This window comes from Mesorhizobium sp. USDA 4413, assembly GCF_056280365.1.
Map to the genome: position 1 here is coordinate 2694877 of NZ_JBVPRP010000001.1, position 13306 is coordinate 2708182.

15 protein-coding genes and 1 pseudogene are annotated in these 13306 nt (G+C 60.7%); 10 read left to right on the forward strand and 6 right to left on the reverse strand.

Translation table 11 applies throughout. The features are described from left to right. Positions 1–92: 92 nt before the first annotated feature. The 5 genes from ACVMIM_RS12875 to ACVMIM_RS12895 are packed head-to-tail and all read right to left on the reverse strand — an operon-like array spanning position 93 to position 5174. Positions 93–857, reverse strand: a complete 765-nt coding sequence (locus ACVMIM_RS12875; RefSeq protein ID WP_476112330.1) for an HpcH/HpaI aldolase family protein — start codon at positions 855–857, stop codon at positions 93–95. 42 nt (positions 858–899) lie between these two features. Then, on the reverse strand, positions 900–2165 hold the full coding sequence (locus tag ACVMIM_RS12880; RefSeq protein WP_476112331.1) for an extracellular solute-binding protein: 1266 nt from the start codon (positions 2163–2165) through the stop codon (positions 900–902). Between the two features lie 32 nt (positions 2166–2197). Beyond that, entirely contained in the window at positions 2198–3034 is an 837-nt protein-coding gene (locus ACVMIM_RS12885) for a carbohydrate ABC transporter permease (protein ID WP_476112333.1), read from the reverse strand. Continuing rightward, on the reverse strand, positions 3031–3999 hold the full coding sequence (locus ACVMIM_RS12890; RefSeq protein ID WP_476112335.1) for a carbohydrate ABC transporter permease: 969 nt from the start codon (positions 3997–3999) through the stop codon (positions 3031–3033). The genes ACVMIM_RS12885 and ACVMIM_RS12890 overlap by 4 nt, the downstream gene beginning before the upstream one ends. Continuing rightward, positions 3999–5174, reverse strand: a complete 1176-nt coding sequence (locus tag ACVMIM_RS12895) for an ABC transporter ATP-binding protein (protein ID WP_476112336.1) — start codon at positions 5172–5174, stop codon at positions 3999–4001. Before ACVMIM_RS12895 ends, ACVMIM_RS12890 begins: the two co-directional genes overlap by 1 nt. A 391-nt stretch (positions 5175–5565) precedes the next feature. On the opposite strand from ACVMIM_RS12895, the gene ACVMIM_RS12900 reads away from it, so the two are divergent. From ACVMIM_RS12900 to ACVMIM_RS12930, 7 genes are all read left to right on the forward strand, one after another. Next, entirely contained in the window at positions 5566–6474 is a 909-nt protein-coding gene (locus ACVMIM_RS12900) for a LysR family transcriptional regulator (protein WP_071099596.1), read from the forward strand. A gap of 39 nt (positions 6475–6513) precedes the next feature. Further along, a complete protein-coding gene (locus tag ACVMIM_RS12905; protein WP_476112338.1) occupies positions 6514–7512 on the forward strand; it encodes a phosphonopyruvate hydrolase in 999 nt (332 codons plus the stop codon). A gap of 359 nt (positions 7513–7871) precedes the next feature. After that, entirely contained in the window at positions 7872–8120 is a 249-nt protein-coding gene (locus ACVMIM_RS12910) for a hypothetical protein (RefSeq protein ID WP_040980000.1), read from the forward strand. 304 nt (positions 8121–8424) lie between these two features. Next, positions 8425–9150: a LuxR family transcriptional regulator gene (locus tag ACVMIM_RS12915; RefSeq protein WP_476112340.1), complete on the forward strand. Its 726-nt coding sequence runs from the start codon at positions 8425–8427 to the stop codon at positions 9148–9150. An 87-nt stretch (positions 9151–9237) separates the two neighbouring features. Further along, positions 9238–9906: an acyl-homoserine-lactone synthase gene (locus ACVMIM_RS12920; protein WP_052457610.1), complete on the forward strand. Its 669-nt coding sequence runs from the start codon at positions 9238–9240 to the stop codon at positions 9904–9906. Next, positions 9906–10157, forward strand: coding sequence for a transcriptional regulator domain-containing protein (locus ACVMIM_RS12925; RefSeq protein ID WP_040980004.1), 252 nt, complete (start codon positions 9906–9908; stop codon positions 10155–10157). Before ACVMIM_RS12920 ends, ACVMIM_RS12925 begins: the two co-directional genes overlap by 1 nt. A 37-nt stretch (positions 10158–10194) precedes the next feature. Continuing rightward, positions 10195–10710, forward strand: a complete 516-nt coding sequence (locus ACVMIM_RS12930) for a DNA -binding domain-containing protein (RefSeq protein ID WP_476112342.1) — start codon at positions 10195–10197, stop codon at positions 10708–10710. A gap of 17 nt (positions 10711–10727) precedes the next feature. Here the strand turns inward: ACVMIM_RS12930 and ACVMIM_RS12935 are convergent, their stop codons facing one another. Continuing rightward, positions 10728–10994: a DNA -binding domain-containing protein gene (locus ACVMIM_RS12935; protein WP_040980006.1), complete on the reverse strand. Its 267-nt coding sequence runs from the start codon at positions 10992–10994 to the stop codon at positions 10728–10730. Positions 10995–11116: 122 nt separating this feature from the next. Between ACVMIM_RS12935 and ACVMIM_RS12940 the strand changes: the two genes are divergently transcribed. The 3 genes and pseudogenes from ACVMIM_RS12940 (at position 11117) to ACVMIM_RS12950 (ending at position 13239) form a co-directional block, all read left to right on the forward strand. Then, entirely contained in the window at positions 11117–11329 is a 213-nt protein-coding gene (locus ACVMIM_RS12940; RefSeq protein WP_040972971.1) for a helix-turn-helix transcriptional regulator, read from the forward strand. Between the two features lie 396 nt (positions 11330–11725). Then, positions 11726–12688, forward strand: a complete 963-nt coding sequence (locus ACVMIM_RS12945) for an ArdC family protein (protein ID WP_040980008.1) — start codon at positions 11726–11728, stop codon at positions 12686–12688. Positions 12689–12833: 145 nt separating this feature from the next. Then, positions 12834–13239, forward strand: a pseudogene (locus ACVMIM_RS12950) (DUF2958 domain-containing protein). Positions 13240–13306 lie beyond the last annotated feature (67 nt).

Consider the following 13306-nt stretch of genomic DNA (forward strand, 5'->3'; position numbering starts at 1 on the left):
CGAGCAGTGTCCGCCCGTATATGGCGAGCCTCATCTCAGCGTCGTTCAGCATGTCACGCCGAGGCTTGGCAGGCCATGCTGAACGGCTGACATCATGCAGAAACCGCTTCCAGTTTATATGGCGACTGCTTCAAACGACCAAGGAACTCACGAGCGCCATAGCTCAACATATGGTTCGCATGATCATAAACGAGCCGAACGCCCTTATCGACGAAGGACCCCACGTCGCTGTGGTTGACGAGCGTGCCGCAGATCTTGCCTGCGTCCACTATCGTTTTGATCGCACGATCGACGACTTCTGCAACGGCTTGCGGCTTGTTGCCTTGCTGCCATTCGTAGGTGATGGGCTGAGCGCCGATCGTGAGGGCCAGGTCCCCAGGGGCAACCAGATAGGCGTCGACGCCTTCGACGGCCATGATTTGCGGCAAGTTGTTGACTGCCTCGATGGTCTCAATCATCAGGATAAGCAACCGGTCCTGGTGATCGAATGGCGCGGAGAACCTGAACCGGTCCACGATGCTCTGCGCTACTTTCGCGTCCGACACCAGCGGGATCATCAGACCATCGACACCGCATTCGAGATACTTGGTCACCATCCATGGCGAGGGATCTTCCGGCCGCAGGATAGAAACGGCTCCGGACAGACTCGCAGCGCGCCCCATCTCTTCCACCCGTTCCGGACCGGCCGAACCGTGTTCACAGTCGATGAGGACGGCATCGAACCCGCATTCAGCCAATTTTTCCACCAGGCTCGGCGAGGGATGACTGGAGTGTACCAGGGTGCCGATGCCCCCGCAGCGGAGTTTTTCTTTTAGCGCGCGAGAAGCCGACAAGTCACGCTTCAGGAATGATGCCATTTGATAACACCTTTGATTGAGGAGTGGTTGGGGTCAGGACGGTCAATGCAATGGCAAGAGATCGGAGACGTCACGTCCCATCTGCTCCAGTGCCTGCTTGGGTGCGACTTTCAGCAAAACCACCGACGCCAAGTGGTTCTTTATCACGGTGGTGATCTTGACTGAGTTCTCGCCCGGGAACGCTTCCCATGGTCCCATCGCCGACAAGGCCGGGATCAGAGCCTGGAGGTTGGGACGCGATGCATAATATTGCCGGAGTGCTTCAGTGGTGAGCGCGAGATCGTTGGCCGGCAGATAAGCCGTGCGCGTTGCCACGATCGTCTGCCCCGCGACACCTGAAGCGAACTTCATGAACTCCCATGCCTTTTGTCGCTGCTCCGGATCCTTGGAGAACATGATGCTGATGGGTCCGGCGGCGGGCAGGTGACCGGCTCCATTCGCAACCGGGAACGGCCGCATCGCAATTTGAAACTGCCCTTCGGCGCGCTTGGCGATGGCCGCGTAACTGCTGCTTGACGTACACAGGATGCCGATCTGGCCCGCGGAAAATGCCTGTCGTGCCTGATCGCGTGACATGTCCACTCGCGCTTGTCCGCATGCGCCGAAATCCCGCAAAATTCCGAGAGCGGCGAGCCCTTCGGGCCCGACAAATCCGACGTTGCGTTCGTCATCGGCCAAGATGCGGCCGCCAAACCCATTCAAGAGGCAATGGAACGTCCAGTTGCCGCCGTTGTCGTACTCCATAAACGCGCCCACGACCTCGCCTTTGCCCATGGCATCGAGTTTGCGGCCCAGCGCCGTGATTGCTTCCCAGGAGTCCGGCGGCTCGCTGAGGCCAATTCGCTTCAAGAGATCGAGGTTATAGAGGATCACCGGCATCGAGACCGCAAAGCCAAGGCCATGCATGCTTGCTCCAAAGCGGCCGATTCGTGTCACGGCCGGTGAGAAACTTTGTCCCCAACCGGCCTCGTTGCGCTGGTAATCATCCAGGCTTTGCGCAAGCTTTCTGTCGGCGAATACACGAAGACAGTTCGGGCTGATGAACAGGACATCCGGCAGTTCCCCAACCATTGCCGAGCGCAGCACGGTGGTGACGGCGGTCTCATCCTCTCGAATCGAGGTGTCTATGTTCAACGCAACGTCATGTCCCGCCTGATAGGCAGCTCCCAGCGCAAAATACATGTCGGCGAATATGGAGGGGAGCGCGACTACGCGCAGCGCATCCGAGGGCGCCGCGCGCGCGAGAGACCCAGTGGTAAGGAAGATGGATGAACCGGCGAGAAAATGGCGCCGCGTGATTTCGGACATTGGTCGATCCTCATTGTATTTGTGAGCTGCGTTCATTTCACCGAGCCACCAGTCATTCCCTCCACGAACCACTTCTGCGCGGCCAGGAATGCGATGAGCAAAGGAGCGACGATCAGTGTCGATGCCGCCATCAATGGGCCGTAGTCATTCCCGGCCTCTTCGTTCTTGAAGGCCATGATCCCGAGCGGCGCAGGCATCAAGTTGCCGTCGCGCACCGCAATCAGCGGCCAGAAAAGATCGTTCCAGTGAGCGACAACCGAGAAGATGGAAAACGCGATGACGGCAGGCAGCGCCATCGGCACCATGATTTTCCAGACGATGGCAAGTTCGGTCAGGCCATCAAGCCGCGCCGCGTGGACAATGTCGTCCGGAATCTTCCTGAAGAATTGGCGGAAGAGAAAAATGCCGAACGGTGAGACGACGTAGGGAATAACCAGCGCCAAATAGGTGTTCAGGATACCGAGCTTGTAGCACAGGATGAACAAGGGAAGGGACAGCACCTGGTGCGGCAGAAGCAACCCGACGAGAACCATGGCGAAAATGAAATCGCGACCCCAGAACTTGAGCTTGGCCAGAGCGTAAGCGGCCGGCGCGCACACGAGAATTTGTGCTGCCAGGATCAGAGCGCAGACAAGAAGGCCGTTGCCCATATAGCCCGGCAGAGGCACCGAAGTGATCGCCTTGGCGTAATTGTCGACACCGTAAAATTGTGCCGGAAGGACCGAGAAGGTCGCCCGAAAAATCTCACCAGGCGATTTGAGCGACAGGCTGACCATCCAAACGAAGGGCACGAGAATGAATGCGGACGTGAGGACCAGCACGCCGTGGCGCAGGATAGCGGCCGCAGGAGAAAGGCGGATCGCGCTCATTGATAGTGTACCCGTTTGTCCATGCTACGCGCTTGGAGCAGGGTCAGCGCCACGACGATTGCGAGAAAGACGATGGCGACCGCGGCGCCATAGCCCGCGCGCAAATATTCAAAACTTTCCCGGTAGATCGTGTAGAGCAGCATTTCCGAGGAGTGGCCCGGGCCGCCTTGGGTCAGGATCTGGACCGTGTCGAAGGTTTCGAAAGCTCTAAGCGCCACAACAATGACGACGAACATGGACACCGGTCCAAGCATTGGAATGGTGACGGTTCGCAGGCGATCGAGCCAGTGATCGGCCCCGTCAACATCAGCGGCGTCGTATAGATCGAGCGGGATCGACTTCAGCCCCGCCATGAAGAGCACCATGGCGTAACCGAGATTCTGCCAGATGCCGATAACGGCGAGAACAGGCAGGACCGTCGTTTCGTCGCGCAGCCAGTTGGCGACAGGTAAACCAAGGGCAGCCAGGCTGTGGTTGACCAGGCCGATGGTGGGATGGAGCAAGGCCTCCCACGAGATCGCCATTGCAGTTGCCGTGGCCATGAAGGGCAAAAAATGAACTGCGCGATAAAGAGCGCGGCACGAATGGCTGCTCTCTATGAGCAGCGCGATCAAAAGTCCTGCAAGTACGGTTCCTGGAACAACCATCACTACATAGACGACAGTATTGATCAGCGACGCTCCAAAACCCTCGTCAAAGATGACTTCGCGGAAGTTTGCCAGGCCGACGAAGGAAAGCGAGCTGGCGCCGAACTGCCAGTCGCTAAACGCTATGACAAAGACGCCGATAACCGGCAGGAAGAACAGAACGACCAGAAAGACGAGAGCGGGCGCAATAAGTGCCCAACCCCACATCGCCTCATAGAACGAGTGTCTTCGTGGCAGCGACACGCGCGACGATAGCTTCGCCGCGGCCCCTTCCGCAGACTGCGCAAGCCGACTGACAGCAGGCAGGCTTGCGCTCATCAGGCCCACTCCCTCACTGGCGTGGACGGGTTCGTGCGCGAGACGTCTCGCGCACGAACCCGACGACCGTCGCGGTTGAAGACGAGCAGCTGGTCCGGCCTGACTGAGACATGCAGCGTCTGTCCGGCGACAATATGGGGTGCGCGCTCGGCGGAAAGCCTGGCTATCAACGGATGCTCGAGGCCGCACGGGTCGAAATAAACGTACAGATCGGAGCCCATATGCTCGACCATGCGCACCGAGCCGGTGATTACCCCCGGGCCGGAATGTTCAGCAAACTGGAAAGCCTCTGGGCGAATGCCGACAGTGAATTTGGATCCCGGCGCTATCTCGCAAGCAACCGAAAGGGCGGAGCCTGCAAGATCGACCAAGCCGGGTTCGCGCATTGTTGCGTCCACCATGTTGATCTTTGGCGATCCGAGGAACTCAGCCACGCGTATGTCGTTCGGATCGGCATAGATCTCCTGGGGTGGGGCAACTTGCAAAATCTCGCCGTCGCGCATGACTACGACTCGATCAGACAGCGTCATCGCTTCCGCCTGGTCGTGCGTCACATAGACAAATGTCACCCCAAGGCGCCTGTGCAGGTCCTTGATCTCGGCACGCATTTGGACCCTCAACTTGGCGTCGAGATTGCTGAGCGGCTCGTCCATCAAAAACACGGCAGGATGGCGCACCATGGCGCGACCGACCGCCACCCGCTGACGTTGTCCGCCGGACAGTTGTCCCGGTCTGCGATTGAGCAGATGCGCAATTCCCAGCGCTTCGGCGGTGCGAGAAACCTCCATCTCGATCCCGCTTATCACCGGCCCGGAGCCTGGTAGCCATCGGCCGATGAGCGGCAGGCGCTGCGCGCGGCTCAGCCGTCGCATTCGCAACGGCAGGGCGATGTTCGCGGCGACACTCATATGCGGGTAAAGCGCATAGGATTGGAACACCATCGCCACGTCGCGACGCTTCGGGCGTATTCCATCCACCACACGACCGCCAATCTCGATGCTGCCCGTATCCTGGACCTCGAGCCCGGCCAGTATGCGCAACAATGTCGATTTTCCGCATCCTGACGGGCCGAGCAGGGTCAGGAACTCGCCATCCGCAATCGAGAGCGAAACGTCATGCAGCACCCTTGTGGCCCCGAACGACTTGCGAATATTTCTGATAGCAATCCCACTCACGCGGCAGCCTCCTCATTCCTCACGCGCGACGACACGGCCAACCGACCTCGTCGCCGCGCACCTCGGATGCAAAGGACGCAGCGCTCAAGCGGTCCGATAGACCAGCTGTCAAACGTGCCCAACGCAAGACCATTGGGTGCCTGCGCCAGATTTGACGGCGACATGCAATGCGAGCTGTCGGCTCACGTTGCACAAAGCAATAAGTAAGGAACCCAACGCTATTGAGTGGAAATGTCATGCACCCATCCTGGGGCCGGAACTCATGGCCACGCGGTACCGCTGGGACACGACAGTCCGGTGACAAATATCGAATAATGTGATGGATGGTCCCAGTTTGGAGATGAATTGCCGTAACGGGATCAGCCCTCAAACTCTTTTTCCGGAGCTACAGATGACGAGCGAAGACGAAGCAGTGCCTTTGAACGCAATCCGCGCTTTCGTGACGATCGTGCGCGAAGGAAGCCTGACCCGGGCAGCCAACGCATTAGGCACGACGCAGAGCTCAGTCAGCCGCTATCTAGCCGTTCTGGAAGGATATCTCGGGACAGACTTGATGGAACGGCGGGGCAGGCGAAGCGAACTGACCGAGTTTGGAAGATTATTCGCCAACACTGTCTCGGAGCCGCTCGATACAGTGTGCTTCACCGCTCAAAGAATGCGGCGGCGCACTCGGCCGAACGCCAACCGGATTGTCGTGCGCACATCGCTTTCGACTTTTGCCTATTCGTTCTTGATCCCAAAACTTCAGGCATTCTCCACCGAAATGGGCGGCGTGATGGTCGACGTGATCAGTTCGCTTTCGCTGCCGACATCCACCGACGATTTCGACATCTTGATTACACGCGACCTTTCGGTCGTCGAACCTGCCGATCATTGGGAAATCTACAACGAGCAACTCGTGTGTGTGGGCTCTCCAAATCACATAGCGGGCAAAAGTCTTTCGGTCGTTCGCTCCATGCCGATAATCAACGTCACATCTCGTCCCGACATACTCCCCACCTGGCTCAGAGGAATGAATCTGACATCAAGGGATATCAAGTCGGGCGCGCGATACGATCACAACTACCTTGCGCTGCCTGCCGTCATGACAGGAAAAAGCCTTCTTGTAGCGCCCGAGATCATCGTCAGCGACCTGGTGCGCACTGGCGCTTTGAATGTGGTGCCGGGATCGCTCACGCCAAGCGGTATGCAATACCGGGCCTATGCGGTCGACCGCTCTGACAATCCCGAACTCGCTCGCGCCTTTTGCCGGTGGTTGGCTCGACTGTGTAAGAAGGCGGCGATTTCGGAGGCTCGCTAACATCGCATTCGGCTATGGAAAGGTCTCAAAAATCGATCAATGCGTTTGATTGCCAACGACGTCGCCGAATACAGGGGGCAGTCATTCGATCATTCGTCGATTCCAGAGGCGCGCAAGATGCTGCAAACTGGTCAAAGCCCCAAGCACATCTCCCGAGCCTCCACGCTAACGAGCAGGGCATCTCTGCGAGCCCAAATCTGCGCCGGCCGTCTGGCCCACGTCATGGCGGCGCACAGTCCCTTGTCGGCAATCCTGGCCGAGGAGGCAGGCTTCGATGGCATCTGGGCCTCCGGTTTCGAACTTTCCGCTCTTTATGGACTGCCCGATGCAAGCCTCGTCTCCATGACCCGGCACCTCGACATGGTTCGTGCGATGGCCGAACGATCATCGCTGCCGATCATAGCTGATATCGACACCGGCTTCGGCAACGCCATCAACGTCATCTACGCCATCGAGCAATACGAGCGTGCGGGTGCCGCCGCGGTCGTCATTGAAGACAAGGCTTTTCCAAAGATGACGAGCCTCCTGGCAGATGGTCGCCAGGAACTCATCCGGACCGAGGAATTCGCGGGAAAGATTCGGGCGGCCGTTGCCACGCGCGCAGACGCGGACTTCCTCGTCATTGCGCGCACCGAAGCGCTGATCGCCGGACTGGGTGAAGCCGAGGCCTTGAAGCGGGCCAGGGCGTATGAAGAAGCTGGCGCCGACATGATCTTGATCCACTCCAAACGGAAGGTGCCCGACGAGGTCGAAAGTTTTGTGCGAGCCTGGCGCGGCGAAGTTCCGATAGTCATCGTGCCGACGGCCTATCCGGAAATGAACGAGGCGCGCATCCGCGCGCTCGGCAAGATTGCGATGGTGATCTATGGCAATCATGCCATTCGGGCAGCGGTCACCGCCATGAAGGACGTCTTTGCCCGCATCCGCGCTGACGGCGGTATTCACCGCATCGACCCCGAAATCGTGCCGGTGGAGGAAATCTTCCGACTGCAGAAAATGGACACCGTCAAAGCCAACGAGGATCGGTTTCTGTGGTGATGTCACAAGAGCTGCCTTCAAACCCGGACCATCGAAAATAGGTCTGAGGATGACCTCCTGATGCAGCCAAGTTCGTCCGTTTCTGGATTTTCAGTGTCGGGTTCGAGGTGCCGAGCCCATTTCCGTTTTGAGTTGCGGGCACTGGGCTTCAGGCGCCCGCGTGTCTCTCGCGGAAACGGATTTTTCGATGCCATGGCGTGCGACCGAGTTTTGTTGTCTTTCCATCCATGGAACTCAGGCTGCTGCATGGTTCGGCGCCACCATCGTGCGCGCAGGCGCCGCTTGGCCAGCTACTTTTCGCGCGACGTATGCGTCGCAAGGTGCCCTATGGCAAATGAGGAAATGGAGGTGTCGCCGAATTGGAAATTTTCGAAAGGCTTGAAGCGTTGGTCGATGCGCCGGGCGCCGAAACCATCAATGAGGCACGCTCAATGCTGCGCCAGTTCGAGTCGGTCGTGACTGCCGACGCGATCCACCAATTCTTGCTGGATCTGATGACCTTGGTGTTTGTGGTGGACGCTGCTCCTCAAAATTATCACGCGCCGGTGCGCAAGCTCGTCAAGGTCCGGCTGGCAGTGCTCAAGATGCTTGGCGAAGCCTCGGCTTGAGCATCGCCTGTCGCTTGGCGCAAGCGCTATCAGCCGGATGGCGAAACGGCTGAAAATCCGTCGCTGGAGCACCTTGAATGGCGCGGGCCACGGATCCGGTGTCATTGCCTGTCGGTTCGAATTGGATGCTGAAGAGACTCGAATCGCTGTTCTCCCATCATTGGAATGCCAACCGGAAGGTGACGGACTGGCGATCGCGTAACGCGCCGTGCCGCCGAACTTGGCCACGTCACCTTGGCAATCTGCCCGCCGGCTTCCGCGACTCCGAATGCCGCGCGGCCCAAGAGGCTGGGGATGACTAGGCATGCAATTTGTCTTCGAGACCTTTCTGGAGCAGCTTTCCGAAAGCGTCGATGAGACGGATTTCCGTGACGCGATGGCGCGTGCTGCCGCGGCATTCGATCTCGTCAAATTCGCTTATCTGTGCCTGCCGCCACGGGCGCCGGGAAAGCCAAGGCTGATCTCGAACTATCCGCCACGCTGGACCGCTCATTACCTGAGCAACCACTATCACGCCATCGATCCGGTGATCGCGCGGGCGCAGGGCTGCCAATGCCCGTTTCTGTGGGGGCTTCACTACAGCCGAACCGGCCTGTCGGATTTCGAGCAGAAGCTCTTCGACGAGGCGGCCGCGTTCGGCATCCGCTGCGGTTTGACCATCCCGATCCTCGACAAGCGGGGCAACGTCGCCGCCATGAGCTTTGCCGCCGACGGGCTCAGTCCGGCCCTCCTGCGGGTGAGCGAGCGCTACCAAGAGGCATTTCGCTTCATGGCGACCTGCTTTCATATCTGCGTCCGCCGCAAGCTCTCCGCCGATCGGTTGGTCAACGGCGTGCAGCTGACGCCGCGCGAGTATGAATGCCTGGAATGGGCCGCGCAGGGCAAATCCGCACGCGATATCGCCTCGATTGTTGGCATCAGGCGCCGCACCGCCTCCTTTCACCTGGAGAACGCCAGGAAGAAGCTTGGTCTGCGCACCCGCATGCAGGCCGTGGCGCAATTCTCAGCCGCCAGAACGGGTCTCGGCTGACCAGGCACCTGTACCGCTGTACAGGCTGCTTCGGCCTGGCGCTTGGCCTCCAATGGCAGGGTCAATCCTGCCAGGAGGCCTATAATCATGCTGCAGCTCATTGCCCCCGAATGGTACGGCGACTTCGCCGACGAGCTCCACGAAATGCACCGGCTGCGCCACCGTGTCTTCAAGCAGCGGCTGGACTGGGACGTCGACACCAGCGGCGGCTACGAGATCGATCGCTTCGACGCGCTGAAGCCCCATTATCTGCTGCTGCGCGGCTCAATTGGCAGCGTCGACGGCTGCGTCCGCCTGCTTGCCTCGACCGGGCCGACCATGCTTGGCGATATCTTTCCAGCCCTGCTGGACGGACAGCCGACGCCGCAGGATCCAAGAATCTGGGAAAGCAGTCGTTTCGCGCTCGACCTGCCGCCGTCGGCCGCCAAGGGAGCAGGCGGCATCGCTGTCGGCACCTACGCGCTCTTCGCAGGCATGATCGAGTTCGGCCTGTGGCGAGGTCTCGACCGCATCGTCACCGTCACCGACCTGCGCATGGAGCGCATCCTGCGCCGGGCCGATTGGCCGCTCGAGCGGCTCGGCGAGCCGCGCGCGATCGGCCCCACCCGAGCCTTGGCCGGCTACCTCGAGGTCTCAAGCGAGCGCCTCGATGCCGTTCGCCGCAATGGCGGTCTTGCCGGTCCGGTGCTGTGGGCGCCGGTCAATCCACGAGGCCGCATGATGGCTTCGCTTCATGCTTCGGGCGCAGATACCTGATGAGCCTGCCAGAACCTGAAGCCGCCCGGCCAGACTGGCGCGATGATCGGTCCTATGACTACACCCTTGCGCTGACGCGGCGCGGCTGGGCCTGGGAATTCCTGCGGCGCAATCCGGCCTTCCGGCATGATCTGTCCCACGCATTGGAACGGGCGAGCTCCGTCGATCAGCGGCCGTCGCTCGACGTTATCGCCTCCTCCGCCGACCTGTCGCGCTGGGGGCTTTTGTTTCGCGTCCTCAATGCATCGTGACGCAGCCACGTTCTGGTGTCCGAGCCGATGCGCTCAAGTGTTGCCGGTCGTCACCGAACAGGTGTCCTCCTCGCCGGCGATGCCGGCGTTCGAAGCGGCGCGTCTGCCCTGCCGTGCGAGTGTGCTCAGGCTGGTTGACGGCTCTGAGCATCTTCTGCTGCACAGCGCCGGCCGGCAGCTGCAGCTCGCCGTTTTGGGGCAGAGTATCCTCGGCCCCGTTCTGCTGCGCACCGATGCGGTCTGGCCGGCCGGTGAGTGGCGGCAACGCCTCTGGGCGCTCAAATGCCTCAATAGTCTCGTTGCAGGGGGACGCTTGCCGAAAAGACTGTTTGCGCCGGAAGCGCGCGGTCGTCGCCTGCGCTTTGTTCTGCGGGCGCTTGACGGCTCAATTGCGGGCGCCTCGTACCGAGACATCGCCGAAGCGCTGATTGGTCAGACGCGCGTGCGGGCCGACTGGACGGATCCGCGCGACCATCTGCGCGATCGCATCCGACGTGCCGTGGCACGGGCCCGCATGCTCATGAATGGCGGCTATCTCGATTTTCTTGCCTGACGTGCCGTATAAATGCGTCAGCTGGCGAACAGCTCCCTGTAGCCCGTCGTTACCATCCAGTTCGCCCGGTCGAGATGGCTGCGCGCCGCATTGCGGGCGCGTTCTGGTTCGCGCTCCGGATCGATGCCGAGAATCAGATCGGCCATCTCCTCGTAGCTGGCGTCATCGGCGGCGGCATCCAGCAAGCGCATATAGATGGTGAAGTGCTCTTTGTCGTAAGCCGTGAGGCTGTCGGACCACGGCGCTTCATCCGCTACCGGCATGCTCGAGTGAGGCTGCAACATCGCTGATTCTATCTCCAAGAGCGGGCGCGCAAAACCCGTCCGCGAGTGGATTGGGACGCTTGGTGTGGAATACATATTATAGTTGATAAACTCAAGCAGCCTGATCCGATGACTACTCACGCATGGACATGCGTCAGTTGGTCGGTCGGAATGTGATTAGCATCAGGCTGAAGAAGGGTCTGACGCAGGAACAGCTCGCTGAGGTGTCAGGCTTCAGCCAGCAGTATATCAGCGGTCTGGAGAAGGGCCGCCGCAATCCGACGATCGTCACCATCTATGAACTGGCATTGGCGCTTGGCGTCAGCCACATGGATCTGGTTCGTCCCGACAAATAATCGATCTTTGCGCGCAAATTGCCGGGCACCTGCGCGCCTGAAGGCGCGCACCGGGTGCTCGTGAACCGAGCCCGCTTGTCTTCGCGTCGCTCAGGCGGTCTCGGCCATTCGGCTTCGCCCCCTGGCGCGGGCAGCCCTTGCGGGCTGTGCCGGTCGCCGCCCCGGGGCGGCGTTGTTTTTTGATTTGGCCTTCCCGGCGGCGCGGTGTGGGCGGCTCTCCCTTCTAGGCCCGCCGCGGCGGCCCGCAACCCTCCGCTCGCGCTCCGGGTCCTCCACTTGCGTTCCGGTCCTTCGGATGCCGGCCACCTCTGACGGCGGGCCTTTCCGGTCGTTTTTCGCCGCCCACCCCGCTTTGCGGGGAAGGGCGCGGCGAGATTGGCGAGCGGAGGTCAAGTCATGCGCAAAACCGGCAAACACAGCGCTAGCGGAGAAGTTGGCGGCAACAGCAGCGAGCCGCTGAAGCGCAGCCTTTATTGCGAAATCACAGACCGCATCATCGCCGATCTGGAGCGGGGTTGCGTGCCATGGGTGAAGCCCTGGGGCAGCGCCAAGGCCAGCCTTGGCCTGCCGAAGAATGCCGCCACGGGGCGCGGCTATTCCGGCATCAACATCCTGATCCTGTGGGGCGCGGTCATCGAACACGGCTATGCCGGCCAGAACTGGCTTACCTTCCGGCAGGCGCTTTCCCTTGGCGGCAATGTCCGCAAAGGCGAGCACGGCACGACCATCGTGCATGCCGATCGCTTCATCCCGAAAAACGAGAAGGAACGCGCCAAGACGGAAGATACCGAGCCGCAGGCGGTGCCGTTTCTCAAGCGCTTCACCGTCTTCAATGTCGCGCAGTGCGAGGGCCTGCCCGACGAGCTTTACAGCCAGCCCGAGCCGCTGCCCGAACGCCACATCATCCCGCATGCCGAGGCGCTTGTTTGCAAAACCGGTGCCGATATCCGCATCGGCGGCGACCGCGCCTTTTACATGCCGTCCGCCGATTTTGTTCAACTGCCGCCGCAACCGGCGTTCTTCGAGCAGATCAACTATTACCGAACCTGCTTCCACGAGCTTGGCCACTGGACCGGGCACCCAACGCGGCTTGCGCGTGACCTCTCCGGCTCGTTCGGCACCAACGCCTATGCGCGCGAGGAACTGGTGGCAGAGATCACGGCTGCCTTTACCTGCTCGAGCCTCGGCATCGAGCCGACCGTGCGTCACGCCGACTATATCGCCTCATGGCTCGAGGTGCTGCGCGAGGACAACCGCGCCATTTTCCGCGCTGCCAGCCTTGCCTCGAAAGCCGCCGATTTCCTGCTGGCCTTCCAGACGGATGCCGAAACCAAGATGCGCAAAGGGATCGCGGCATGAGCGCTCCCGATCCCATTGCGCTGCAGAGCGAGCCGACGCCGAAAGGCGAGCAGATGCTCGATTTCGGCCTCTTCGATGAAGCCAAACGAAACCAGCTCGACCTGTTCTGAGCCAGTTCGACCTGTTCTGAAAAGGAAGCTTTGCCATGATCCTGATCACCGACGAATTGCGCGCCCGCCTGCTCGCCAATGGCGCCGCCGAAGCCGAAACCGACCATGTTCCGGTCGTCAAACTGTTCAATCCGGTCGGCGCCGCGACTTGGCTTCTGAGCGAACTCGACGCTGACGGCGACACGCTGTTCGGGCTTTGCGATCTCGGCTTCGGCTTCCCCGAACTCGGCAGCGTCAGCCTCGCCGAACTGCAAGCCGTCAAGGCACCGCTTGGCCTTGGCATCGAGCGCGATCTCTATTTTCGTGCGCTTTCCGCTCTCGGTCTATGCCGAAGCCGCCCGGATTGCCGGCCACATTACCGAGGCCGAGCGGCTTTTGCGGCAGGCCGCCGTCGCTCTCGAAATCCCCACTCCCGAGCTTCCGCCAGACCGGGCGGAATGACCGCGCCGCCAGGCGCAAACACCCCGCCGCTCGGCCTGCGGCCTCGCGGTGGGCTTTTCAAGCCCAG

What these genes read in the sequence shown, in the direction of transcription:
- ACVMIM_RS12875 (WP_476112330.1), bottom strand. Translation starts at nt 857, where the DNA reads ATGGCATCATTCCTGAAGCGTGACTTGTCGGCTTCTCGCGCGCTAAAA.
- ACVMIM_RS12935 (WP_040980006.1), bottom strand. Translation starts at nt 10,994, where the DNA reads ATGTTGCAGCCTCACTCGAGCATGCCGGTAGCGGATGAAGCGCCGTGG.
- ACVMIM_RS12915 (WP_476112340.1), top strand. Translation starts at nt 8,425, where the DNA reads ATGCAATTTGTCTTCGAGACCTTTCTGGAGCAGCTTTCCGAAAGCGTC.
- ACVMIM_RS12905 (WP_476112338.1), top strand. Translation starts at nt 6,514, where the DNA reads ATGCGTTTGATTGCCAACGACGTCGCCGAATACAGGGGGCAGTCATTC.
- ACVMIM_RS12925 (WP_040980004.1), top strand. Translation starts at nt 9,906, where the DNA reads ATGAGCCTGCCAGAACCTGAAGCCGCCCGGCCAGACTGGCGCGATGAT.
- ACVMIM_RS12945 (WP_040980008.1), top strand. Translation starts at nt 11,726, where the DNA reads ATGCGCAAAACCGGCAAACACAGCGCTAGCGGAGAAGTTGGCGGCAAC.
- ACVMIM_RS12880 (WP_476112331.1), bottom strand. Translation starts at nt 2,165, where the DNA reads ATGTCCGAAATCACGCGGCGCCATTTTCTCGCCGGTTCATCCATCTTC.
- ACVMIM_RS12885 (WP_476112333.1), bottom strand. Translation starts at nt 3,034, where the DNA reads ATGAGCGCGATCCGCCTTTCTCCTGCGGCCGCTATCCTGCGCCACGGC.
- ACVMIM_RS12920 (WP_052457610.1), top strand. Translation starts at nt 9,238, where the DNA reads ATGCTGCAGCTCATTGCCCCCGAATGGTACGGCGACTTCGCCGACGAG.
- ACVMIM_RS12940 (WP_040972971.1), top strand. Translation starts at nt 11,117, where the DNA reads ATGGACATGCGTCAGTTGGTCGGTCGGAATGTGATTAGCATCAGGCTG.
- ACVMIM_RS12900 (WP_071099596.1), top strand. Translation starts at nt 5,566, where the DNA reads ATGACGAGCGAAGACGAAGCAGTGCCTTTGAACGCAATCCGCGCTTTC.
- ACVMIM_RS12890 (WP_476112335.1), bottom strand. Translation starts at nt 3,999, where the DNA reads ATGAGCGCAAGCCTGCCTGCTGTCAGTCGGCTTGCGCAGTCTGCGGAA.